Origin of the sequence: Kribbella antibiotica, assembly GCF_004349055.1 — a bacterium.
GTDB lineage: Bacteria > Actinomycetota > Actinomycetes > Propionibacteriales > Kribbellaceae > Kribbella > Kribbella antibiotica.
In genome coordinates this window covers 19,996-42,784 of sequence record NZ_SMKX01000054.1, presented here as the reverse complement: position 1 = coordinate 42,784, position 22,789 = coordinate 19,996, and the positions used below count along the sequence as shown (strand labels likewise).

The following is a 22,789-nucleotide window of genomic DNA, read 5'->3' as shown; positions in this document are numbered from 1 at the left end:
GACTGCCTTTAGGAGGCGTCACATGTTCGAGCGCTTCGGGGATCTGCCGATGCATGTGCTGGTGATCCACGCCGCTGTGCTGGTGCTCCCGGTCTCCGCCCTGACCGCGATCGTTTTCGCTCTTGTACCGCGCTGGCGGTGGCTTCTGCGTTGGCCGGTGCTGCTGCTCGGCCTGGGCTCGCTGGTGCTCGCCTTCGTCGCCAAGGAGAGCGGTGAGGCTTTTGTTGCCGCAGTCCCCACTCTGCAGAAGGCGGTCGAGCTACACCAGCAGCGTGGCGACCTGCTGTTCTGGTTCTGCCTGATCTTCGCAGTGATCGCCGTGGCTGCGTTCCTGCTGCTGGGCGGACCATCTGCGCTGGCCAGCGGCAAGGGCGCCAAAGAGGGTCGTGGCCGAGCACTGGAGCTCGTGACCAGCGCAGCGGTGGTTGTGATCGGCGTACTGGTGATCTACCAGACCGTTCGCACCGGGGACGCCGGTGCGAAGGCGGTCTGGGACGGGCAGCTGCCTAAGTAGGCTGCTCGGGGTCCTTCTGCTCGCGCCCTTCGCGGCTGGCCAGCAGGCGGCGGAACGACGTGACCCGCTCCGGGTCGGCTGTGCCCTCGGCGACTGCCGTGTCGAGGGCGCAGCCGGGGGAGAGCTCGGTGTGGGTGCATGCGCGGGGACAGTCGCCAGTGAGGTCCGCGAGGTCAGGGAACGCGTCGATGAGCTTGTCGGCATCGACATGGGCAAGGCCGAAGGACCGGATGCCCGGGGTGTCGATGATCCAACCGCCATCCGGCAGCCGCAGTACGACGGTGCTGGTGGAGGTGTGCCGGCCGCGGCCGGTGACCTCGTTGACGACACCGATGGCGCGCTGCGCGGTCGGGATGATCCCGTTGACCAGGGTGGACTTTCCGACGCCGGAGTGACCCACCAGCACGCTGGTGCGACCCTCTAGCTGCTCACGGAGCGCCTCCAGGTCACCACCTTGCTGGGTGGCCACTGACTCGACCCCGAGCGGGCGGTACGCGTCGAGCAGCGGTGTGGGGTCGGCCAGGTCGGTCTTGGTCAGGCAGAGCAGTGGCCGCATCCCTGCGTCGTACGCGGCGACCAGGAAGCGGTCGATGAGCCCGGTGCGGGGCTCCGGGTTGGCGACGGAGACAACGATCACGAGCTGTTCGGCGTTCGCGACCAGCGGTCGCTCGATCGGGTCGTCGTCATCGGCCGAGCGGCGCAGCAGGGTCGTTCGGGGGAGCACCTCGACGATCCGGGCCAGCGAGCCCTCGTCACCGGTGGCGTTGCCGTCGAGCTTGACCAGGTCGCCGACGATCACGCCCTTGCGCCCGAGCTGGCGAGCCTTCATCGCAGTCACCTGCCGGCCGGTCGTCGTGTCGCCGACCCAGCACGTGTAGCGCCCCCGGTCGCGCGTGGTGACGAAGGCGACGACAGCATCGTCGTACGTCGGACGGTCCTTGGTGCGTGGCCGGGTCCGGCGCTTGGGCCGGTCGTACTTCGCCTCTTCGTCGTACCGCGACATCAGCCGACGAGCCCCGACCAGAGTTCGGGGAACTCCGGCAGTGTCTTCGCCGTCGTTCCGATGTTCTCGATCAGCAGCCCGTCGACGAGCAGCCCGACCACAGCGGCCGCATGCGCCATCCGGTGGTCGTGGTAGGTCGCGAAAAGCCCGCCCTGCAAGGGCTTCGGGCGGATCTCCAGCCCGTCGGCCGTCTGCGTGACGTCACCGCCCAGTGCGTTGAACTCCTGCTCCAGTGCGGCCAGCCGGTCCGTCTCGTGGTTGCGCAGATGCCCGATGCCCCGCAGGTATGACGGTCCGTCCGCGAAGGCGGCGATTGCGGCGATGACCGGGGTGAGCTCGCCTACCTCACTCAGGTCGAGGTCACAGCCCTTGACCTGGCCGGTGCCGCGCACTGTCAGCCCATCTGCGGTCAGAACCACCTCTGCACCGAAGCGGGTGAAGATCTCGGGCAGTTGCCCACCGGGCTGCGTGGTGTGCTCCGGCCAGCCGGTCACCGTCACCTCGCCACCAGTCAGGACAGCTGCGGCCAGGAACGGCGCTGCGTTCGACAGGTCAGGCTCGATCGCTGCGTCCAGCGCGCGAATGGGGCCTGGGGCAACCACCCAGCGGTTCGGCTCCGAGTCGTCCACCTGCACGCCGCGCTCACGCAGCATCCCCACCGACATGTCCAGGTGCGGCTGCGACGGCACTGGCTTGCCGTCATGACGGATGTCGACACCTTCGTCGTACCGGGCGCCTGCCAGCAGTAGCGCGGAGACGAACTGGCTCGATCCGGACGCATCCAGCGTGACGATGCCGCCATGCACCGCCCCGGTGCCGGACACCGAGTACGGCATCCGTCCAGTGCCACCGTCCTCGATCTGTACGCCGAGTGCGCGGAGTGCATCGAGGATGACACCCATCGGGCGCTCCCGGGCGTACTCATCACCGTCGAACGCGACCACGCCGTCAGCCAGCGCGGCCACGGGCGGTACGAAGCGCATCACAGTGCCAGCCAGACCGCAGTCCACGTTGGCCGGGCCCTTGAGCGAGCCCGGGGTGACTGTGACGGTGGAGCCGTTGTCAGTGATGCCAACGCCCAGCGAGGTGAGCGCCGTCCGCATCAGGGTGGTGTCGCGAGCAGCGAGCAGACCTGTCAGGTTCGACGGGCCGTCCGCGATCGCTGCGAGGATGAGTGCACGGTTGCTGATCGACTTCGACCCCGGCACAGTGATCCGGCCGCTGACCGCCCCTGCGGCCCGTGGCGCCGCCCAGCCCTGCTCCTGACTCATCCCGCTCCCTACGCTCGTTTTCCTGACCTTGAGCCTAGGGCATAGCGGCTACGGGACCTTCCAGCCTTCGGGGAGGGAGATCGTCAGCGTGCCGGGGCCTTTGGGGACCGTCGGCTTCGGCAGAGCTGCCGGGTAGCTGTAGTTGACCACCTGAACCGTCTCCCGCTTGGTCGCCGGCTCACCGTGCTGAGCGGGGGTGTCGATACCGCTCTGGAAGGCCCCGACCGGTAGCAGGCTGGCGGTGTCGAGGTAATAGACCATGTGGATGCCCTCGGACAGGTTGAACGGGTTCGACCAGCGCCAGTCGGCCGGGTTGATGCCGACCTCGCGCAGTCCCCACATCAGGAGTGCGGAACCCCAGTAGTTGTCGTCGGACAGCACCATCGGCTTGAAGTCGACCACCTGCCGGACGTAGGTCTTCCCGCCGGCAGTGAGCAGCGTCGGCTGAGCGGCGTTCACGAAGCCCTTGTTGCTGCGGAAGTAGGCGACGACCTTGTCGGCCTGCTCCGCGTTCAGCCCGGTGGAGACGATCGCGTCGCTGCCGCCCTGGAACGGTATCCGCTTGCAGTCCATACCGGCCGACCTGGTCGGCCCCCACGCCTTGCTGAAGCTCGACCAGCGCCACTCTTCGGCGCCCATGCACAGGTTGTTGCCCGGATCGTCGTCGTTCGGGCCGTCCAGCGCGCTCTTGGCGTAGTAGTAGGCGCCGGACTTGCGGTCGACCGCCATGTCGGTGATCACGTAGAACGACGAGCGGCCGGTGAACTCCTGCGCGTTCTCGAAGACCGCCGTCTTCAGCCGGCCGATCGGAGTGGTCATCTGACGCTTCATGACACTCTCGTGGAACGCCTGGGCGTTCACCTCGCTCAGAGCCTGCTCAGTGACCGGCTGGCCGGGCTCGATGACCTTGGCGTCCTTGGGCGGTGCACCTGCTGTCGTGCCGCCACCGCTGCTGTCGTCGGAGCCGGTGTTCTTCCAGACCACCACACCGCCGACAGCGATGACGAGCACAAGTGCCACGGCTCCAGCGACGATCAGCGGGCCGCGGCTTTTCTTGGGCGGCTGGTAGAAGCCTTGCGGCTGGTACGGCGCCTGCCCGGGGCCCTGCTGCTGCGGATACGGGTACTGCTGTTGCGGCTGAGGGGCAGCGGCGTACTGCTGTTGCGGCGGCTGCTGGGTTACGGGCTGCCAGGAGCGCCCGTCCCACCACCACTGCCCGTCGTCACTGTAGGTAGGCACACGGCCACACTAGGGCCGCGGTAGGTCAGCCGAGGTGCAATTCGGCCTTCGCGAGTCGGGCCGCTGCCTTGGCGTCGCGGGTCAGCTGACGTGCCTCGCGCTTGGCCGCTTTGGCGCCGCGCTTGGTCTCCCGCTTCGCTGCCTTGGCGCCATGGCTTGCCCGCCAGGCCACACCCGGCTTGCCCTCGGTGTCGACCGCTGCGAGCAGCAGACCGCCGAGGAGACCCAGGTTCTTCATGAACTGGTAGCGCTGCAGGGCCTTGGCTTCCTTGTCGTCCTCCTGCCAGAACGCATGCGCCGCCAGAGTCGTCGGCACCAGCGATGCAGCGAGCACGGTCGCACCGAGGCGGCGACCCTTGCCCGTGGCCAGTGCGAGCCCGGCGAGCACCTGGGCGGCACCGTTCAGCCGGATCAGGCTGGCTGTCGACTCCGGGATGCGGTCACCGATCTGCGGCGGGGCTGCCTTCTTCAGCAGCGGAACCAACCGGTCGGTCACGGGCTGCGCCTTGGCCACGAACGGGTCAGGGTTGCGAACCGAGCTCACACCCTGAGCGACGAAAATGGCGGACAACAACGGCCTGGCCAGTGCACGCACGACAGTCATGCCTCCTTCATACACCACGGGTTGTGATGCACCCGGTACCCCGGCCCTAACCTCAGATCGGGCAGCCGTCCGGACCACAGGTGGCGTCGGTCGCGTTGGGCGAACTGATCAGCGTCACCGGCTTGCGGTCCGCGTTCGCACGCTGCAGCGCCTCGGCGAACACCTCCGTCGGCTGCGCACCGCTCACGCCGTACTTCTCGTCGATGACGAAGAACGGTACGCCGTTGGCGCCGTACGCGAGGGCTTGTGCCTGGTCGGCGGCCACCTCGTCGGCGTACTCGCTTCCGGCGAGCACCTCGGCCACTCGGTCGGCCGGGAGACCCACCTCGGTCGCCAGGTTGGTCAGAGTGGCGTGGTCGCCGACCGGGAGGCCGTCGGTGAAGTACGCCTTCAGCAACCGTTCCTTCAGCTGGCCCTGGATGTCCGTGCCGGACTCGAGGGCCAGATGCAGCAGCCGGTGCGCGTCCACCGTGTTGACCGACTTCGCCTGGTCCAGGTGGTACTCCAGACCGAGCTCAGCCGCCACTGCGGTCACCTGCTCGTTCGCCTGCAGACCCCACGCGCGGTCGCGGCCGTACTTCTCGCCCAGCCGGGTCGGCAGATCCCGCGGGTCGTCGTTCGTCGAGGACGGGTCCAGCTGGAAGCTGTGCCAGACGATCTCGGCGGTGTCTCCGCTCTGGGCCAGAGCCTGCTCGAGGCGGCGCTTGCCGATGTAGCACCACGGACAGACGACATCGGACCAGACATCAATACGCATGCTCTGGAGAACCCGTCCTGGTCCGAACCCATTCCCGGTGTGATGCGTCTGACGCCACATGGAGATCACCGAGGACCTCGTCCGGAACCTGCTCCGCGACCAGTACCCCGACCTGGCCGAGCTGCCGTTGCGCGAAGTCATTGGCGGCTGGGGCAATCAGATGTGGCGCCTGGGGGATGAGCTGGCGGTTCGGCTGCCCCGGTTCGAGAACGCAGCGCAGCTGCAGGCGGTCGAGTACCGGTGGCTCCCGGTGCTGGCTGACCGGCTCCCGCTACCAGTGCCGAGACCGGTACGGCGGGGTGCGCCGTCGGAGCGGTTTCCCAACCCGTGGCTGATCACCCAGTGGGTGCCCGGTGAGCCGGCGGACCGGGAGTTCATCACCGCGGATGAGTCGGGTACGACTCTGGCGACGTTCCTGCGCGCACTGCATCAGCCCGCACCAGACGGCGTACCGGTGAGCTATCGGACCGGACCGCTGCGGCTGAGCGACATCGAGCACTTCTCCGAGAGCGTGGCGCCGGGAGACGACGTACGCGAGATCTGGGCAGACGCCGTCGCCGCACCGGCGTGGGACGGGCCGCCGGTGGTCGTACACACGGACCTGCACCCGGCGAACATCGTGGTCGCCGACGGGCGGTTGGCTGGGGTGATCGACTTCGAGGACCTGGGGAGCGGCGACCCGGCGATCGACATCTCCGCCGCCTGGACGCTGTTGCCAGATGCTGCCGCCAAGCGGTTCTTCGAGGCCTACCCGATGGATGACGCGACCTTCCGGCGGGCCCGAGGCCACGCCGCGATCAAGGCGATGTTCGTACTGGCCATGGCGGTCAACGGCGAGCGGGGCCTGCGGGGAGGCAAGCCGACCTGGCGGGCTGCGGGGGAGCTGGCCCTGGAACGCGTCGTCGGCCGGTCCACCCGGTGAGGGGTGGCCCGGCCGACAGGTGACTCAGCGAGCGGCTTGCTCGATGGTGCGCGTGACCAGCGACGGCTCCGAGAGCATCACGAGGTGTGAGGCGCCAGGTGCGTTGACGATCTTCGCTCCGGCCCGCTTGGCCATGAACTGCTCGGCCGCCGGGGCGATAGCGCGGTCCTTGCCCGGAATGACGGCGTACTTCGGCAGCCCGGCCGGTGCGCTCTTCAGGATGGTCTCGGTGAAGACCGACGCGGAGACCGGCCGCTGCGACGAGGCCAGTACGGCGGCCTGGCGGGTGGGCAGGTCAGCGGCGAAGACCCACCGGAACGCATCCGGCTTCATGACCAGGTCGACCCCACCCGGGTAGGTGATGGCGTTGGTGGTGTCCGGTCCGATCTCGCTTCCGGGGAACTGCGAGTTCAGTGCGCCGAGTGTCTCACCGGCCTGCGGGATGAAGGCCGCTACGTAGACCAGCGACTTCACATCGGCCGCTCCGGCGAGCTCAGTGATCACAGCGCCGCCGTACGAGTGTCCGACGAGGACCTTCGGGCCGGGGATGCCGGCGAGGACGCCGTTCAGGTACGCCGTGTCGGTGGCGACGCTGCGCAGCGGTACGGCGGGGGAGACGACGGTGTAGCCGTCTCGCTGGAGCTTCTTGGTGACCTCGGACCAGCTGCCGGCGTCGGCGAACGCGCCGTGCACGAGGACGATGGTGGGCTTGGGCTTCGGCTGGTGGGTCGCGGCGGCAGTGGTGGCGCCGGTGACGGTCAGCAGGACAGTGGCGACGGCTGCGGTGAGGCGACGGATGCGCATTACTTCGCACCACCCTCGACTGCGGTCGCGATGAAGGCGGCAACGGCCTGGGGCTGCGAGACGGCGACTGCGTGCGAGCCGTCGACCTCGATCGTGGTGGCCTTGGCGCGGGCCGCCATGGTGCGCTGGCCCTCCGGGTGGATGGCCTGGTCTCCAGTGGCAATCAGCTGGTAGACGGGAAGCCGCTTCCAGCTCGCCGGGCCGGACTTCTCCTCGAAGGCCGCAGCGGCGATCGGACGCTGGGTGCGGGCCAGCAGCTCGGCGTCTGCGACGTCTGCTGCGAACAGCTGGTGGAACTTGGCCTGGTCGATGCTGAGGAAGGTCTCCTCGCCGCCGTCACCGGTCGGGAGCTGGTGCGGGACCAGTCCGGAGCCGAAGTCGTTGGCGGGGAAGCTGCCCAGCAGGTCCTGCAGGCTCTCACCCTCGTCGGGGGTGAAGGCGGCGACGTACACGAGGGCGGTGACGTTGTCGGCGTCGTTCGCGACGTTGGTGATCACCGCGCCGCCGTACGAGTGGCCAACCAGGACGACCGGGCCGTCGATCTCCCGGACCTGAGCGGCGATCCGGCCGGCGTCGTAGGCAGGGCCGTGCAGCTCGTTGGACAGTGCCACTGCCGGGATCCCGCGGCTGGTGAGCTCGGTGATCACACCGGTCCAGGACGAGTTCTCTGCGAACGCTCCGTGGACCAGGACGACGGTGGGGGTCTTGTCGGTCATCTGACTCGCACTCCTTCAGTAGCTTCAGTGGCTGATGACTGAAGATTGCCGCGAGTAGGCGCTCCGCCGGATCGACCGATCATCTGAACTCCTGGCGACCGCATGAGGCCTGCTGAGGTGCCGGTGCCCAGAACTCATGCGTTCGGGTGAGGTGCGAACCGCTCCAGCACCAGACGGGTCAGCTGGACCCGTGAATTCACCTCGAGCTTGCCGAAGACCGACCGCAGGTGGGTACCGACCGTGCTGGCCGAGACGACCAGCTCCTCGGCCGCTGACCGGTTGGTGTGGCCCTCCGCAACCAGGAGCGCGACGCGGCGCTCCATCGGGGTGAGTGCCTCCCACCCAGCCTCAGCACGAGCGGGTACGGCGGCCCACCGACGACGCCGTACGCCGGCGGCTTGCAGTACCGCCTGAATCCGAGCGGCCGGTGCGGTGGCGCCCAGCGTGGTGAGCGACTCCAGGGCTCGCTCCAGCGTGGCTACACCAGTTGCGCGATCACCTGACTCCAGCTCGGCCCGGCCATAGCGGTCCTCGGCCAGGGCTCGTAGAAGAGGCCGGTCTGTGGTTCGGAGCTGCTCTGTGGCCGCTGCCAGCCGTTCCAGGTCGTTGCCTGCGGCGACGAGCTCGTGCGCGCCCAGTGCGGCAGTTGACGGGCTGGCGGCCACCTGCGCAGCCAGGAGGTCTTCCGCGTCCGCACGCACCAGCAGATCGATCCGCTCCGGAAACCCCTGCGGTACGTCGCGCAGCCGCGCCACCGCCTTGTCATCGCCGTCGGCGATCGCCAGCAGCGTGTTGATGGTCGGGTCGGCTCCAGTGAGCTCCCGAGCCTTCGTGGGGTGGTTACGCAACAGCGCGATCAGAGCGAGCACCTGGTGCATGCCTGGGGCCAGTCGGGTGTCGTGGAACTCGTTCATCCACCGCAGTCCGGTTCGTGCCTCTTCCTCGGCCGCTTCGAGGTTCCCGGCGGCAAGCTCGAGCCGGGCGTGCAGAACACTCAGGTGAGCAGCGGACTGCCAGTCACCGGCGGTCATGAGCTCACGGCTGCGGGTCAGTGCGTCGAGGAGCTCGTCGGCCTCGGCCCGGCAGTAGAGCTCGCCTACCTCGAGTCGTGTGTTTGGGAGACTGCCCAGGTCGGGTGCTGTTTGGCGAGCCTCGACGTAAAAGTCACGAGCTGCGGCGTAGCGGCCCTCGGCTCGCGCAGTCTCGCCTGCCGCCGCCAAGACGATCGCGCGGGCGACCGGATCAGTCATGCGGGCCAGCAGGTCTGCGGGTGGCACTTCGTCTGGGCTCAGCAGCGCGCGGTAGGCGGTCAGACGCTCGGTCAGGTGTGGGGCCGCGCCCGGCGCAAACAGATCCTGCCGCTCCAGTCGGCCCGCGACCCACTGACGTGGCGCCAGGAGCAGGCGGATGGACGCGCGCAGGTCTGGGGTGACCGGTCCGTGGTAGAGCGCCGTACCGCTGAGGAGGTCGTCGGCGAAGGCCTTCGCCCGGTCGTACTGGTAGGCCGTGAGCAGGACGGCGACCACGTCGACGCCGACCTCGGCCCGCAGCGGGTCGTCAACACCGGTTAGGTCGAACGCGTGCTGGATGACCTCGGCCGCTGTCGTCGACATGGTGGCGAGCAGCTCCTGCGCCGCCTGCCGCAGAGTGCCGACCGCCGCGGTGTCACCGGGCTGTGCGACCGCCAGCACGTGTGGTGCGGCCACAGCCGCGCCTCGGCCGGCGGCGATCAGCTGGGTAGCGATTGCGCCGTGCAGAGCCCGCTGTGCAGACGGTGGTACGTCGGCCAGCGTCGCGGAGCGCAGCAGCTCGTGCTGGAACCGCAATGCCGACCCGGCATCGACGAGCAGACCCGCTTGGATGGCCTCGTCCAACGCGGTCGCCAGCTTGGCCACTGGTTCAGCCATGAGTGCAGCCACATCCTCAAGCCGGAACTCACTCCCGAAGACCGCTGCAGTCCGAACAAGCGTCCGAGCCGCTTCTGACAACCCACTACTCCGCCGCCGCACCCCCTCAACCAACCCAGGCGCCAGCGGCCCTGCCGGAAGCCCAGCAGCCAACAACGGACCAACCGGCGCCAAGCCACCACCACTCGGCCCGGCGCCACCTAGCCGCCCACCATTCGACCCTGGCCCGTCACCTCCCTGCCCTGGCCCGGGGGCGTCCAGGTAGAGCCCCGCGATCAACTGCTCAGCCAGGAACGGGCTGCCCTGGACATCAGCCAACTGGCGAGCGAGCCCCGGCTCCACGGGACCGTTCAGCCGGTCCTTCGCGATGTCCTGGATTGCGTCGGCGGTGAGCGGCGCCAGCTCGATGGCGTGCACCGGGACTTGGGCGCGGACCGCGTTGACGATCTGGTCCACCACGCCGCCGGGCGCAGGCCGAGTAGCGACCAGCCACAGCAGTTGATGACCTGAGAGCCGGGCGACCATGACCCGCAGAGCGAATGCGGACAGCGGATCCGACCACTGCGCATCGTCCAGCACGATCAGCGCCTTGGTCCCGTCGAGCCGCCGACCCACCAGATCGGCCACCCGCTCAGCCAGCCACAGCGGCTGGGTGTTGAGAGTGGCGAGCTCCATGAAGTGCTCGGTGTCGATGAGCGGCTCGCGTCCGGCTCGCAGCGCCGGTGCAAGCGACGACAGCGGACTGATGTCATCGGTCTGCTGAGCCGTGGCCAGCGCAACCAAGAACCCCTGCCGCTCCGCCTGCTCAACCGCCGCAGCAACCAGCGCCGACTTCCCCAGCCCCGGCTCCCCAGTCACAACCGCCAGCGACGCCGTACCGGCCTCTGCTGCCCTCAGCCCCTCAAGCAGTCGCCCGAGCTCCTCCGAACGCCCGCGCAACGGCTCCATACCGCGTTTCTACCACTCCGTTCCCAAAGGTGGGTCGCCGTGTCCTTGAGCACCCACCAGTCACGCGCCCCCCACTTTGAGAACCCACCAGCCATATTTTCGGCGCCAGAACGGTTGACCGGTGCTCAAAGTCGCCCCTCGAGCCCAAAGGTGGGTTGGCGTGTCTTTGGGGGCGGTTAGGTGCAGCGGCGGAGGGCTAGGAGGGCGTAGGCGCGGGTGGCGTGGAGGACTTCGGAGAGGTGGACGTGTTCGTCGGCGGCGTGGGCGTAGCGGACGTCGCCGGGGCCGTACTGGAGAGTGGGGATGCCTGCGGCCGCGTACTGGCGCAGGTCGGAGCCGTAGGGCGCGCCGTTGACTGGTGGCGTCGGTACGCCGGCATCGGTGGCTGCTTGGAGGGTGTGGGAGAGCAGGGGGTCGTTGTCGGGGAGTAGGCCGGAGGCGAACTCGCCGCCGGGCCAGGTCACCGTCACCGGGTGGTCGCGGAGCCATTCGTCCTTGGCGCAGGCCTCCGCGATCGCCGCCTCGAACGCCGTCCGCGCGGTGTCGACGGACTCGCCGAGGCGTACGCCGTACCGGCCCTCGGCGACGAGCAGGTCGGGGACAGTGCTTGCCCAGTCGCCGGACTGGATGGTTCCGACCGACAGGGGGTTGGCCAGGTCGAGGTGAGCGAGCAGCGGATGCGGATCACGGTTGCGCTCCGCCTCTAGTGCTTGCAGCGCGGACTGGAGCACGGTGAACTTCTCGATCGCACTCACGCCGCGGCTGCGGGTCGAGCCATGCGTTGCGAGGCCGGGAACCTCTAGCCGGAAGGTGAGCGAGCCGGCATTGGCGGGGATGACTGCACCCGCAGTCGGCTCAGCAATCAGACAGGCCTCGCCGGTGTGCCCCCGCTGCAGTGTCGCGAACGCTCCAGCGCCACCGTCCTCCTCACCGAACACGGTGTGCACGGCCAGCGGCTTCCGAAGCTCCACACCAGCCGCAGCGATCGCCGCCACCGCACCAAGGATCGCTGCGACGCCGCCCTTCATGTCACACGTGCCGCGGCCCCACATCACCCCGTCGGCGACCCTCGCGGAGAAGGGGTCGCGGTTCGGCCACTGAGCAAGGTCACCTGGCGGTACGACGTCAATGTGTCCATTGAAGATGAGTCCCGGCGTACCGTCGCCGCCCAGCGCGCCCACGCAGCCCCAAGCGCGCTCCCGCTCAACCTCCCACCCCGGAAACGCCGGATCCGAAGTCAGAGCAGGCAGATCGATCTCCCAGTGATCAACAGCCAGCCCGAGCGCGTTGAGCCGGTCCGCGCACCAGCTCTGGATCTCTCCCTCGGCCGGAGTGCCGTCCACACTCGGGATCTGCACCAACTCCCGCAGCTCCGCAACCACCCGCTCGTCGTCAACGGCTGCCAGCACCCTCTGCTCAACCTCACTCAGCATGCGCCCATCATGCCTGCCGGGTTACGCGTCCAGCAGCTCCAGTACTCGCCGCCCGCCCGCAGCTACCAGCTCCTCCATATCCGTGCTGCGTGTGGCTGCGAACTCCGCGATAGTCACGTACGCCGTGGCGGCACAGACCGCGACCGTCTCTCGGCCACCCGCCCGCAACGCAGCCTCCAGGAACAACTCGTCAACTCCGGTCGGCGCTCCGTCTCGCACGGCCGAGGTCGCCAGCGAGACCAGGTCGTACGCTCTCGACCCGGAGCCGGCTGACTCGATGTCGATGATCCCCGTCACCTGGCCGCCTGCGACGAGCAGATTGCCGATGTTCAGATCGCCGTGCACGAGATCGCCGCTCGGCAGCTCGTCACCGCGGTACGGTTGGCACAGGGCGTCGTACCGTGCGGTCAGCTCGGCCGGCTCACCGCCGTAGGCCAGCACTCGCTCGCGGACCCCGTCCCACCCGTCGAAGACGACACCATGGGCGTAGCCCGACCAGTTCACGATGTCCTCGGGGACCAGATCGCGCTGCAGCTCGCAGATCTCGATCAGGTGCCGCGCGAGTGACTCGTCGACCAGCGCTCCGTCGCGGACCGGCGTACCGGGCACGAATTCCTGAAGCTGGTAAGGCGATCCGGCCTCGGTCGTGCCGACGGCCAGCCACTGCGGGGTGGGGTAGCCGACGGCGCGGGCCCGGCGGACGAGCTCGGCCGCCCGCCGGACCCGTGGTGCCCACTCGGGCCGATCAGTCCACTTCAGTACGACGCCGTCGGTCAGTTCGAAGGCGCCGGACTGGAGACCACCGGTCAGCCGCCGCACGAGCTGGTAATCGGTGCCTAGGGCAACATTCAGCTCGGCGACGACTGACTCGGTGCTATCCATCTATGACTCAGCCATTACGGCGTCAGGCGGTGCAGGTCGCGAGGGAAGAGCGTGACCTCGCGGACGTTCTCGGCTCCCGTGAGCCGGGCCACGAAACGCTCGAGACCGATCGCGAAACCGCCGTGCGGCGGCATGCCGTGTTTGAACGCCTGCAGGTACGAGCTGTACGCCGCGTCGTCCGCCGACTCACCTCGTGCCTCCAGTGCAGCGGCGTACTCGCTGTAGCGGTGCAGCCGCTGCCCACCGGTGACCAGCTCGACGCCCCGGAACAGCAGGTCGAACGAGTTGGACCAGCGTGGGTCAGACTGCTGGGAGTGCGTGTAGAACGGCCGCTTGACCATCGGATAGCCCTCTACAGCAACGAATGCGCTGCCGTGCTCGCGCAGTGCCCACTCACCGATCGCACGCTCGTCGGCTGGTGCCAGGTCCGGCTCGTCCGGGTTGGCACCGGCCAGCTTGAGCGCCTCGGTGAAGTGCAGGACAGGCACCTCCGCTGGGATCTCCGGCAGTTCCACTCCGAGCCGCTCCAGCGCACCAGACGCCCGCTCGCCCACCGTCGACAGCATGGTGGCCAGAACAGAGCGCAGTACGGCGAGAACGTCGCGGTGGTCCTGGATGAACCCGAACTCCGCGTCGAGCGACACGTACTCCGCCAGGTGCCGCACAGTGTCGTGTGGCTCGGCACGGAACACCGGACCGACCTCGTAGACCCGCTCGAACACCCCGACCATCGTCTGCTTGTAGAACTGCGGTGACTGCGCCAGATACGCCGGTCCGCCGAAGTAGTCCAACGCAAACACGTTCGCGCCGGACTCTGTCGCCGTACCGACGATCTTCGGGGTCTGGATCTCCGTGAAGCCCTGACTGTCCAGAGCAGCGCGGAAACCGTGCAGCGCCGCCGCAGCGATCTCCCAGCCCGCACGCACCGCAGGGTGCCGCAGTGCGATCGGCGCGTTGTCCAGTACGACGGGGAGCCCGGCGCCGACGGTTGGACGCCACAGCTCGATCGGTGGTGTCGCGGCCGGTTCGGTGAGCGCTTCGATCACCGGGTCGACCAGCTCGGCACCACCGGGCGCCTGTGCGTTGGCGGCGACCACACCGGTCACCTGAACCACTGTCTCTTCGCCGAGTTCGTCCAGCTGGGCTTGGGTTTCCGGTGCCTTCACGACGATCTGACTGAGGCCGGACCGGTCGCGCAGGATCAGGAAACTGACGGCCGCCAGCCGTCGTCTTCGGTGCACCCAGCCGGCCACCGTTACGGTCTGGCCTACTGCTGAGGGGATCTCTTGGTTGAGAATTCGCATTACTGTTTCACCTCCAGGTTTGTACTCGAACCCCGGAGGTGTGGGCGAAGGGGAATCTCGCGGTGCCACCACACCTTCGCCGGATCGGTGCGATCCGGCCTCTTGCCGTGCATTCGCTCAGGAGTGTCTTCGCGACCGCTCCACGTGCCGCCTTCACAGCTACCGGCGACTCTCTCGGACGTGGCGTACGGCGCTACTCGGTTCCTTCAGCGCGAACAAGTTCAGGATAGGCCAACCGGGCAACAGAATTTCAGCGGCTGCCCGACGACGGTGGGATCTGCACGGAGTCGGTGTCCTCGCGGCCACTGACCCGGGCGTGCACGGTGATCGAATTCGCCCCACCCTTGCCGGGCCAGGCGCTCCACTCGGAGTTGAACGGCCGGCGGTAGTTGTCCGTCCAGCACGTCGTCCGCCGGACGTCGGTCGACCGCGAGCACGTCCAGCCGCGGTCCAGCGCACTCAGGAAGGACACGTTCTTGCCCCAGGAGATGTCCAGGGTGACGCGGCGGTCCGTGACGCCGTTGACCGTGAGGAAGCGGTTGTAGACGAACGGGTTCGGGTCGTCGTGCGGTGACGGGGTGATGATCTGCAGGAGCGACTCGTCGTTCCGCACACCCGGGAGGGTCTGGGAGTCGACGTCACTGACCAGCCCGGCGGTCGCGCTCACCGTGAACGTCCGGGCAGCGGCTGAACCACCTTCGGGCACGTTGAAGACGGCAGGCAACGGCATGGGCTTCAGCGGGGTGAGCGACGTACAGGTCTTGGTAGCGGCTGAGCACTTCCAGCCCGGCGTTGTCTTGAGGATCGGCCACTTCAGGCTCGAGCCATAGGTGATCTTGAGCGTCACGGCGGTGCGGTCCAGGCCGGGAGCGACCGTGAGCACGCGGTGGTGGACATCTGCGTCGGCCGGGCCGTTGAGGATCTTGAGCAGGTTCTCGTCGGTCCGCGGCGGGGCTTCCAGGGTCCGCGAGTCGTCGTCGTAGAACCGGCCGGTCTTGGCGGACACGGTGAACGTACGGTCCGGAGCCGAGCCACCGGTCGGGTTGGCGAACGACACTGTCATCGGCTCCGGCTTGGCGGAGTTGGTCGCCGTACAGGTCCCGGCGGCCTTGTCACAGCTCCAGCCGCGCGGGTTGCCACTGAGCGGCCACGCCAGCGCCTCGCCGTACTTGAACCCGACCACCACCGGCTCCTGGTTTCCGGTCGGAGTCTTGATGGTGATGACGAAGCTCATCCCGCCGGCCGCCTCGGCAGCAGGCCCGCTACCGCCACCGGAGCTCCGCTTGGCCGGGGGGATGCTGATGGTCAGCAGTCCCTCGTCCAGGACCGGAGTGGTCGGCACGGGCGGGGTCGGGGTCGGCGTCGGAGTGGTCGGCACTGTGGTCGGAGCCGTCGTGGGGGCCGTGGTGGGCGCAGTTGTCGGGGCAGTCGTCGGCTTCACCGGCGGCGGCTGTGTCGGGGGTTTGACCGGCGGCACCGTCGGCGGGTTGGCCGGGGGCTGTGTCGGCTTCACCACCGTCGGCTTGTCGATCGCTGCCGGTGGAGCGTCGTTACCGGTGAGCGCCATGGCGGCCACCACTGCGGCTACTGCGACGACGACAACCGCGCCGCCGCCGATGGCGGTCCGGGTGCTGTTCTCCGTGGCCTTCTGCCACAGGGTGACGAAGACACCGGCCAGTCCGACCTTGGCGCCGCCCGCTGCGGCCAGGTAGCCGATACCCGCCGTACCGAGCAGTGCAGGGGCGAGCAGTGCCGGCAGAGCGCTGTTGACCTCGACCAGCTCGAGGTAGACCGCGGTGCACTTGGCGCACTCGTCCAGGTGCTCGCGGACGTTGCGGTTCTCGCGCTTGGTGAGGCCGCCGCGGACGTAGGCGCCCAGGCGCTCAGTAGTCCAGCGGCAGCGGTCGCTGGCCACATCGGCCAGGTGCTGCTGCAGATAGGCCTGCCGTAGACCCTCACGGGCCCGGTATGCCAGTGCGGAGACGCCGTTGGCGGTCAGCCCGAGCAGGGGAGCGATGGCGGCCGGCTTCTCGCCCTCGACCTCGGTGTGCCACAGCACTGCCTGCCAGCGCTCCGGGAGGCTCGCGAACGCCTTGGCGGCCGCGCCACTCTCGAAGCCGGTCACGGACGGGTCGTCGAAGGTCTGCGGTTCCCGCTCGTACGCCGCGATGTCGTCGGTGGTCTGCACCTTGCGCCCGGAGCGGATCCGGTCGACGTGCACTCGCCGTACGGTCGTGAGCAGGTAGGCGCGGAAGGAGATGTCCGGGCCACCGCCGCCGCGCAGGGCGTCCAGCACCTTGGCGAAGGCGTCACTGGCCAGATCGTCGGCGTCGCCCGCCGGAACCAGCTGGCGAGCCATCCGCTCAGCCGCGTGGTGGTGCCGGCCGAACAGCTCGCCGTACGCCTCCAGGTCGCCGTTGCGGACGCGCGCTATCAGCTCGCCGTCGCTCGGCCCTTCCGGCGTCTCCATGTTTCCCCCGTGCTCTCGTTCACTGTACTGACCTACGTTGTCACCCTGTGTCACATCGTTGCCGGAGACAAGGCTCCCACGAGAGACGGCCGAACGCATCTGTTCTGACGCGGACTGTGCCTCTTTCCTGACGAGATGACCAGCACGGAAGTTACGCGAAAAAAGTTTTGGGAATCCGCGTCATGAACCTCCGCCCCGGCTGTCTCTCCCCTGGAACGACGCTTCCGGCCATCCGGCCGGGAGACTGAAGGGACCCCTGAGGAGGGCCATGTCACTGTTCGCGGACATCCGCCGACGGTTCGACCTGCGCCTGCCGAAGTCCCTGAACCTGGCGGGGTCGCCCGCCCGGATCACGCCGGAAGCGTCGTCCCCTGATCTGGGGTCATCAGGTCTGCCGTTCGGGAGGAGGGACCCGCACGGAGGACAACTGCACGGGGGTGCACTGCACCACGGGGGAACTGGTACCGATCACAGCGCCTATCTCGCGATTGCCGAGGCGTTACAAGACGGTGCCGACGTCGTGCCTGCGAGTGACGAGGTCGGCCGCCGATTGGCGGCCGACGGAGTCTCACTGCTCGAGGCACTCGATGGGCTGAGTGCGCTGTACCGCTCGATCGCCGGGGGCGAGCCGGCTTTCGCCGCGGTACGCGCACTCAGTTCCAGCTGGGCCGAGGCCTCGCTGATCTATCTCCACACGCTGTCCTGCGAGGACCCGCTGACCGGGCTGTCCAGCCTGTCGCACCTGCGGTCCCGGCTGGGAGAGCTCTACCGAGAGGCGGAGTTCCGTGGAACTTCCGTACCGCAGACCCACGCACTGGTGGTTGTCGAGCCGCTCAATCCCCCGGGTACGTCGCCGTTCGAGCGCGAACTCCGCCTCGTCGACGTCGCGGAGTGCCTGCGGATCGTCTTCTGCGGCGGTGACGTACTGGGCCGCGTCGGCGCACGCCGCGCGGCGGCGCTCGTCGGCCGCGACCCGAACCTGCCGGAGCAGGTCGAGACGGTACGAGCCCTGATCACCCAGTGGCGGCTGGACACCGACGTACCGCAGCTGGCCCGGGTCTGGATCGAGGGCTTGCCCGGATCCGAGGTCATGGCCGCGCGCGTGCTCGACGAACTGGCTCGCCCCTAGAACCCGCGTCCGGGCGTCAACAGGGGGACGCCCGGGCGCATCAGGCCGGCAGTGGATCGCTCATCACGGGGTGGGCGATCCACTGCCGCTTGTTGCGCCCCCTAAAAGATCGAGCACAGTTTGTCGGTGCTGCTGTCTAGGCTGTGGTCATGTGCGGCAGATATGCATCCAGCCGGAATCCGTCGGATCTCGTCGAGGAGTTCGAGATCCAGGCGGGCAATGTGCGCGAGACGGTTGAGGAGCTCGGGCAGAACTTCAACGTGGCCCCGACCAACGAGGTGATCGCGGTCGTCGAGCGGAAGAACCGCGAGGTGCCCGACGAGACGGTCCGCAAGCTCACCACGGTCAAGTGGGGGCTGGTGCCGTCCTGGGCCAAGGACACCTCGATCGCGTCCCGGCTGATCAACGCCCGGATGGAGACCGTCGCCGAGAAGCCGGCCTTCAAGAAGGCCTTCGCTTCCCGCCGCTGCATCCTGCCCGCCGACGGCTACTACGAGTGGTACACGGCTGAGGAGAAGAAGGACGGCAAGCCGGTCAAGCAGCCGTACTTCATCCACCCCGCTGACGGCGGCATCCTCGCGATGGCCGGCCTCTACGAGATCTGGCGGGACAAGTCGGTCGCCGACGCCGAGTCCGACGAGGCCTGGCTCTGGACCTGCACGGTCCTCACAACCTCCGCCACCGACGACCTCGGCCGCATCCACGACCGGATGCCGCTGCTCGTCGAACGCGACCGGTACGACGCCTGGCTCGACCCGCTGTCGTCGGATCCTGACGACCTTCTCGGCCTACTGGTCCCCGCAGCCCCCGGCCGCCTCGAGGCGTACGCCGTCTCGACTGCCGTCGGCTCAGTCCGCAACAACGGCCCGCATCTGCTCGACCCCCTGCCGCCCGACGGCACCCCACCAGTCGGCGGCGAAGACGGTACGACGCTGTTCTGACGGGCCGGCCTCCTAGACAACTGGTGACGGCACCGGCCATCGCCGCACCCGGTATGGAGCTAACCAGACCAACTCGCCAACGGGTATTGCGAGGCGCTCCGCAAGTAGCGCTCGCGCTACGTCTGCGGGCACGTCCTTAGCCGGTACGCCGTCAGTCATCTGATCGATGACCTGCATATAGCGCGGGTCGTCGATGGTGAACCGGGCCAGGTTCTCTCGCCGCCGGTCGCGAATCTGCAGGAAACCAGGGCCGGTCCGATAGATGCACTTGCAGAAGTAGTACTTGGATCGCCAGAGCCCCAGCAGTTCGTCGGCCCGATCGACCCCGATCAGTTCGGTCGGCGGATAGAGATGGTTCAGCACATCCCAGTCGAACTGCGCGGCCCCAAGGTCGATGCGCCAGTCGACCGCCACGCCGTGGCTTGTCAGGTTCCGCACCAATGTGAGTGCTTGTACCGCAGCATCAGCATCAGCGACATCGATCACGTCCGCCAACGCGACGAGGCGTGCTCCGTGGCTGACCAAGTCGCCATCGGCGTACGCAGACTCGGCCAGCAGCATCCCGTTGAGTTGGCGGACCTCGCTGTCGTGGTCCAGCCAGACACCGGCAAGCGCCGTCGTAGCAGGCCTCATACTGGAGCCCCGGTCTCTCGGATGGCCCTGTTCGGCTTTTGCCTGGTGGTCCAGGACTTGATCCGCAGCAGGTTCTGGTTCGCTTCCTCTACGGCCACCTGGACCAACTGCTCACCATCGAAGAACAGCAGGCCGAGCCCGCGCCACTCGGTGAGGAGATCGTCCAGAGCGTCGGGTGACGTCACTACGCCCGCCAGTTCTGAGTGGAGGAATCGCACGGTTCGTGGTTGTTGAAGGAGACGGAACATGCCTAATTCTGCCCTCGTTGTCAGCTCCTTGGCAGACCAGGAAAATTCCGAGCGTCGGCTGATAAGGACGATTTGATGCCCAAGGTCGGTATAAGTCAGGCGACTCTCCAGATAAGCATCCCGCCACTGTGTCACTGCCCGGTCGAGGCTCTCGGCCAACTCGTCGCCGATGCCCTGTTTGGGGGTCTCGAAAAGATAGGCAAGATCCTCGAGTTCCTCCGGGGGAAGGTCGTAGGTCATCGCGTACTGCGGGCGTGGTCGGCGTTCGACGAAACCAAGTTCGGGACGGTCGAAGTACGGGCTGAACCGTTCCAGCACAACTCGTCCGGCCTCGCTAGGTGGAAGGTGGTGCAGGGCCGGTAGTTGCGCAATGACGTCCTGGTAATCGACGTCGCGTTCTCCAGGGAAGCCGTATAAGTAGTTCCAGCTCACGGTGAGCCCAGCAGATTCCGCGTCGCGTAGCAACCGAACGTTCTGGCAGCCGCGGACCCCTTTGTCCATCAGGCTCAGCACGTTGCTGTTCAGACTTTCAATTCCAGGCTGAACGTGTGTGACTCCTGCTCGGACGAGCGATCGGAGTTGATCGAGCCGCAGATTCGACTTGATCTCCCACATCAGTCTGAGGTCGTAGCCCGAGTCCACCAGTCGGGGAATGACCGACTTTAGATAGCCCATGTCGAGAATGTTGTCGACGACGAACATGTCGAGTACCCGATGTCGGCCGGCGAGCCCAATGATCTCCTCGTAGAACGTGTCAGGGTCCTTGCTTCGGAACTTCATCAACGAACCGTTCAGGCCACAGAACGTGCAGTGATGCTTCTCGCCCCACCAGCATCCCCGGGCGCTCTCCACCACTAGTTTCGGTTCAACCCACCGGCGCGCTACGGAGGTCGCGAGGCGGGCGAAGTAACTGTCGTAGTTCGGCGGAACGATGCTGTTCGGTGGTATGGGGGATGCGTTCGTCGGGTTCGGCACCGATGCCCCTTCGGCGTCCCACCAGCAGACTCCCTCAAGGTCCTCGAAGTGGGTACAGCCGGATCGAAGGCCCTCTAGGAGACGCGGGAAGACGGATTCGCCTTCGCCGCGCACGACAAAGTCCATGCATCGGAAATTCCGGTGAATCGCGGCGCCTTGTGCACCCTCGCAGTTGGCGCCACCCAGGACGGTCACAACCTCGGGACGTAACTGTTTCACTCGTTGTGCCGCCGCGAGCGCAGCCGTGTTCTGCTGAAACGTGGACGTGAAACCGACGACGTCAGGATCTGTAGCCAGGATCAGATCGGCAACGTGATCGATGAACTCGGGCGCAAGTTCGTGTAGTCGCAGAGTTAGGGCCAACTGTTCCGCGGTGAGGGAGTCCTTGAAGTGGTGCGTGAACTCGGCCGGTCGCCCGCGGACATCAGTCGACAGTGCCGATGAGAATACCCAGTCGCCATGTCCGAGGAAGTATGTTTCCACTGAGTGCTGCTGGTAGCCCGCGAGCGTGAAGGGAGAACGTTGCGACATCCAATCAACGAGTTCCAGGTTCGCGTGAATGACATCGACCTCGCAGCCAGGCACACCGGCCGCGAGGTTGTGCAGGATTCCGACTGCCAACGACGGCGAATCGATCAATGCCCATGGCATGTTCACCAGGGTGACCTTCATGCGAGTTCCTCCGCGAATGGTGATCGGCAGGCCCCGTCACGACGCTAACGACGTGGCGGGGCCTGGAATTGGCTCAACTACCACTCGAAGCCGATCTTCTCCTCCTGGACTTTTCCCAGGGGGTCGTTTTCGATGACGTCCTTTTCCATTGCACCTCCTCCGTCGACAAGGGTCTGGTGCCGGCGAACGCGATGTCGTTCCGGCCCGGCGAGGATTGCCCTCGACCTACTGTGGAGTCCGTGCACGCGAAGCGCCAGTGCGCCGGAGCATTGCGGCGTGGTTTTGCACCTATTGACATCGCCGGAACCACACGGCGCCGACCACCCCTAAGGCGCCTGTTTCACTGAACTTCCAGCGATATGCCAGCTGTGCTGACGACGTGGTGATCTATGGGTGCTGGACGATCACCTACTGGTGTCGCTCCGCCCACGCGATGCGCACCAGATCGCAGCCTGCGGTTCCTGTTTGCGGTGACGAGAGCTTATGCCGTACGGCGCGGTGTCTCACGGCTGCGGATCCGTTGCCGCATCACGGGGGCAGGCGCTGCGTCGGCAGACGGTGTAGGGGAGATTTCCTGCATCAGCACCAACCCGCTGGGATGGACCGCACGTCGGTACGCCGCGTTTGTGGCGGTCTTGAGAATCGCGCCAACTCGTCGGCGTCGCAGAATTGCTGCTTTCGGCAGGCCCCGCGTTGCGCCTTGGGGTGTGAGGCCGCCGCGTGGGTTTGCTGCGTTGCTGCCTGCGGATGACAGGATGGGGCGGGTGACCGACGAACGAATTGTGGGGACGCCGCACGGGGAAGCGCGGATCGTGGCGCACCGGGCTCGGCGGCCGGTGGCGACGCTGGCGCTCGGTCATGGGGCCGGTGGCGGGATCGAGGCCCCGGATCTGGCGGCGTTGGCGGCTCGGCTGCCCAAGCAGGACATCAACGTCTTTCTGATCGAACAGCCTTGGCGGCGAGCCGGTAAGAAGCTCGCGCCGGCGCCGAAGATTCTTGACGAGGCCTGGATCGCGATCGTCGGCCAGCTGCGGATCCGCACGCCGCTGGTGATCGGTGGCCGGAGCGCGGGCGCTCGGGTGGCCTGCCGAACCGCGAGCAGCCTCGGGGCTTCCGGCGTACTGGCTTTGGCTTTTCCGCTGCACGCACCGGGCAAGCCGGAGAAGTCGCGGGTCGACGAGCTGCAGGGGACCGGCCTGCCGACCTTTGTCGTGCAGGGGGAGCGGGACACCTTCGGGACGCCCGAGGAGTTTCCGCCGCTGACCGAGATGGCCGTCGTCCCGGACGCCGACCACTCCTTCAAGGTCCCGAAGAAGGCCGAGCTCACCCAGGACGAGTCCTACGACCTCCTGGTCGAAGCTGTGTTCGAGTGGGTCGTCCGGGAAGTGTCCGGATAGTGGTCACTGCCTGAGCTCCC

At 67.5% G+C, this 22,789-nt stretch carries 19 protein-coding genes; 5 read left to right on the top strand and 14 right to left on the bottom strand.

Going from position 1 to position 22,789, the window contains the following annotated elements:
- Positions 1 to 22: 22 nt before the first annotated feature.
- Positions 23 to 514 carry a DUF2231 domain-containing protein gene (locus E1263_RS19725; RefSeq protein WP_132169420.1) on the top strand — a complete coding sequence of 164 codons (492 nt, stop codon included), beginning with the start codon at positions 23 to 25 and terminating at the stop codon, positions 512 to 514.
- Here E1263_RS19725 and rsgA read toward each other — a convergent pair.
- Genes rsgA through E1263_RS19700 form a run of 5 tightly spaced genes read right to left on the bottom strand, consistent with a single transcriptional unit; the run spans position 507 to position 5,388 of the window.
- A complete protein-coding gene (gene rsgA, locus E1263_RS19720; protein WP_132169418.1) occupies positions 507 to 1,517 on the bottom strand; it encodes a ribosome small subunit-dependent GTPase A in 1,011 nt (336 codons plus the stop codon). The two genes, E1263_RS19725 and rsgA, sit on opposite strands and share 8 nt — an antisense overlap.
- Complete coding sequence (aroA, locus tag E1263_RS19715; protein ID WP_132169416.1) at positions 1,517 to 2,788, bottom strand: 3-phosphoshikimate 1-carboxyvinyltransferase; 1,272 nt, start codon at positions 2,786 to 2,788, stop codon at positions 1,517 to 1,519. The genes rsgA and aroA overlap by 1 nt, the downstream gene beginning before the upstream one ends.
- 48 nt (positions 2,789 to 2,836) lie before the next feature.
- On the bottom strand, positions 2,837 to 4,027 hold the full coding sequence (locus E1263_RS19710) for a flagellar basal body-associated FliL family protein (RefSeq protein WP_132169414.1): 1,191 nt from the start codon (positions 4,025 to 4,027) through the stop codon (positions 2,837 to 2,839).
- Positions 4,028 to 4,052: 25 nt separating this feature from the next.
- The gene (locus E1263_RS19705) at positions 4,053 to 4,631 is read right to left on the bottom strand and encodes a DoxX family protein (RefSeq protein WP_132169412.1); all 579 of its coding nucleotides are present in this window, start codon (positions 4,629 to 4,631) and stop codon (positions 4,053 to 4,055) included.
- 52 nt (positions 4,632 to 4,683) lie between these two features.
- Positions 4,684 to 5,388, bottom strand: coding sequence for a DsbA family oxidoreductase (locus tag E1263_RS19700; protein ID WP_132169410.1), 705 nt, complete (start codon positions 5,386 to 5,388; stop codon positions 4,684 to 4,686).
- Positions 5,389 to 5,446: 58 nt separating this feature from the next.
- Between E1263_RS19700 and E1263_RS19695 the strand changes: the two genes are divergently transcribed.
- Positions 5,447 to 6,310: an aminoglycoside phosphotransferase family protein gene (locus tag E1263_RS19695; protein WP_132169408.1), complete on the top strand. Its 864-nt coding sequence runs from the start codon at positions 5,447 to 5,449 to the stop codon at positions 6,308 to 6,310.
- A gap of 24 nt (positions 6,311 to 6,334) precedes the next feature.
- Here E1263_RS19695 and E1263_RS19690 read toward each other — a convergent pair whose 3' ends face one another.
- From E1263_RS19690 to E1263_RS19660, 7 genes are all read right to left on the bottom strand, one after another.
- Entirely contained in the window at positions 6,335 to 7,114 is a 780-nt protein-coding gene (locus E1263_RS19690) for an alpha/beta hydrolase (protein ID WP_132169406.1), read from the bottom strand.
- Positions 7,114 to 7,830 (bottom strand): alpha/beta hydrolase, encoded by a 717-nt coding sequence (locus E1263_RS19685; protein ID WP_132169404.1) that lies wholly within the window; start codon positions 7,828 to 7,830, stop codon positions 7,114 to 7,116. Before E1263_RS19685 ends, E1263_RS19690 begins: the two co-directional genes overlap by 1 nt.
- A gap of 134 nt (positions 7,831 to 7,964) precedes the next feature.
- Positions 7,965 to 10,685: an ATP-binding protein gene (locus tag E1263_RS19680; RefSeq protein WP_132169402.1), complete on the bottom strand. Its 2,721-nt coding sequence runs from the start codon at positions 10,683 to 10,685 to the stop codon at positions 7,965 to 7,967.
- A gap of 176 nt (positions 10,686 to 10,861) precedes the next feature.
- Positions 10,862 to 12,118: an ArgE/DapE family deacylase gene (locus tag E1263_RS19675; RefSeq protein ID WP_132169400.1), complete on the bottom strand. Its 1,257-nt coding sequence runs from the start codon at positions 12,116 to 12,118 to the stop codon at positions 10,862 to 10,864.
- 21 nt (positions 12,119 to 12,139) lie between these two features.
- Positions 12,140 to 13,000 (bottom strand): phosphotransferase family protein, encoded by an 861-nt coding sequence (locus tag E1263_RS19670; RefSeq protein ID WP_132169398.1) that lies wholly within the window; start codon positions 12,998 to 13,000, stop codon positions 12,140 to 12,142.
- A gap of 14 nt (positions 13,001 to 13,014) precedes the next feature.
- Positions 13,015 to 14,304, bottom strand: a complete 1,290-nt coding sequence (gene aspS / locus E1263_RS19665; RefSeq protein ID WP_132169396.1) for an aspartate--tRNA(Asn) ligase — start codon at positions 14,302 to 14,304, stop codon at positions 13,015 to 13,017.
- Between the two features lie 250 nt (positions 14,305 to 14,554).
- Positions 14,555 to 16,774: a sigma-70 family RNA polymerase sigma factor gene (locus E1263_RS19660; RefSeq protein WP_165956686.1), complete on the bottom strand. Its 2,220-nt coding sequence runs from the start codon at positions 16,772 to 16,774 to the stop codon at positions 14,555 to 14,557.
- Between the two features lie 268 nt (positions 16,775 to 17,042).
- On the opposite strand from E1263_RS19660, the gene E1263_RS19655 reads away from it, so the two are divergent.
- Both E1263_RS19655 and E1263_RS19650 read left to right on the top strand, forming a co-directional pair.
- Positions 17,043 to 17,903, top strand: coding sequence for a hypothetical protein (locus E1263_RS19655; RefSeq protein WP_132169392.1), 861 nt, complete (start codon positions 17,043 to 17,045; stop codon positions 17,901 to 17,903).
- A 149-nt stretch (positions 17,904 to 18,052) separates the two neighbouring features.
- Positions 18,053 to 18,844 (top strand): SOS response-associated peptidase, encoded by a 792-nt coding sequence (locus E1263_RS19650; RefSeq protein WP_132169390.1) that lies wholly within the window; start codon positions 18,053 to 18,055, stop codon positions 18,842 to 18,844.
- Between the two features lie 12 nt (positions 18,845 to 18,856).
- Here the strand turns inward: E1263_RS19650 and E1263_RS19645 are convergent, their stop codons facing one another.
- Together E1263_RS19645 and E1263_RS19640 are read right to left on the bottom strand one after the other, a co-directional pair.
- Positions 18,857 to 19,477 (bottom strand): DUF5825 family protein, encoded by a 621-nt coding sequence (locus tag E1263_RS19645; protein ID WP_132169388.1) that lies wholly within the window; start codon positions 19,475 to 19,477, stop codon positions 18,857 to 18,859.
- Positions 19,474 to 21,372 carry a RiPP maturation radical SAM C-methyltransferase gene (locus tag E1263_RS19640; protein ID WP_132169386.1) on the bottom strand — a complete coding sequence of 633 codons (1,899 nt, stop codon included), beginning with the start codon at positions 21,370 to 21,372 and terminating at the stop codon, positions 19,474 to 19,476. Before E1263_RS19640 ends, E1263_RS19645 begins: the two co-directional genes overlap by 4 nt.
- A gap of 755 nt (positions 21,373 to 22,127) precedes the next feature.
- On the opposite strand from E1263_RS19640, the gene E1263_RS19635 reads away from it, so the two are divergent.
- The gene (locus E1263_RS19635) at positions 22,128 to 22,769 is read left to right on the top strand and encodes an alpha/beta hydrolase family protein (RefSeq protein ID WP_132169384.1); all 642 of its coding nucleotides are present in this window, start codon (positions 22,128 to 22,130) and stop codon (positions 22,767 to 22,769) included.
- The last annotated feature ends 20 nt before the right edge of the window (positions 22,770 to 22,789 follow it).